The organism is Pseudomonas sp. K5002 (genome assembly GCF_013386655.1).
In the GTDB taxonomy this organism is placed as follows: Bacteria; Pseudomonadota; Gammaproteobacteria; order Pseudomonadales; family Pseudomonadaceae; genus Aquipseudomonas.
Genome location: NZ_JACARK010000545.1, coordinates 1 through 824 on the forward strand (window position 1 = coordinate 1; position 824 = coordinate 824).

The following is an 824-nucleotide window of genomic DNA, read 5'->3' on the forward strand; positions in this document are numbered from 1 at the left end:
GCCACTTCACGGCCCAATGGCGAGCCGAGGGCCACAGTGATGATTTGCAGCACGGCGTGGGCGAGGGTGGTCTTGGGCGGCATGATCGGTGCCTGGGCGGAGACCGCTTGCTTGATGCTCACCAACGGGCGGCCATAGCGGTAGATCAACCACCAACCCACACCGGCCACCAGGCCACAGGTGATCAGCACCAGCACCCGGCGTTCGGGCGCGGCGGCGGTGACGCCGAGCAAAAAGGTTTCATGGCTGATCAGGCTGTCGAGGCTGTAGCCGTAGGCCAGATGCTGGATGCCGTGCAGCAGCAAGGCGAGGAGCATGCCGCCCAGGCCGGCGCCGATGCCGGTGAAGATGACGACAAGTGCGAGAATCAGCAGCGAACGGGTTTTTGAGGGCATGAAGGGTCCAGGGAGCCGGGTTTTCGAGCCCGATTCTATAGCGCAATGGTGACGCCATAGCCCCGAGATGTAATGCACATGCGCGAACTGGCCTTCCACAACATTGCATTACGTTCAGATTACTTTAACGGCCCGGCCAATTGCCTGAATCGGACCTGTCGGCTTGCCGGTTTTCGACCCGCCGGGATTTTCCAGGGTCAGTTCAAACAGCTGGTTCGGCGCCAGTGGCGGGAGTTTGTCCAGGGGCACAGACAAGGTCTGCCCAGGCTTGACCAAGCCCAGCGACACCGGGCCTTGCCAGTCTTCGCCCTTGGTCCAGAACTGCAGCGTCTTGTCTGCCGGTACTTCCATGATGCCCAGGGGAATCAGCTGGATTTCCTGGGTATTGCTCGCCTGGATTACCCAGCCCGGGGCCTGGTTTTGCGGGGC

General features: G+C 61.8%; 2 protein-coding genes. Both read right to left on the reverse strand.

Translation table 11 applies throughout. The features are described 5' to 3' along the window. Positions 1-395: chloride channel protein (locus HX846_RS22970; RefSeq protein ID WP_372242011.1), on the reverse strand; the 395-nt coding region annotated here is incomplete at its 3' end. Between the two features lie 114 nt (positions 396-509). Beyond that, the coding region (locus HX846_RS22975) for an anti-sigma factor domain-containing protein (RefSeq protein ID WP_178966144.1) at positions 510-824 on the reverse strand (315 nt) is incomplete at its 5' end.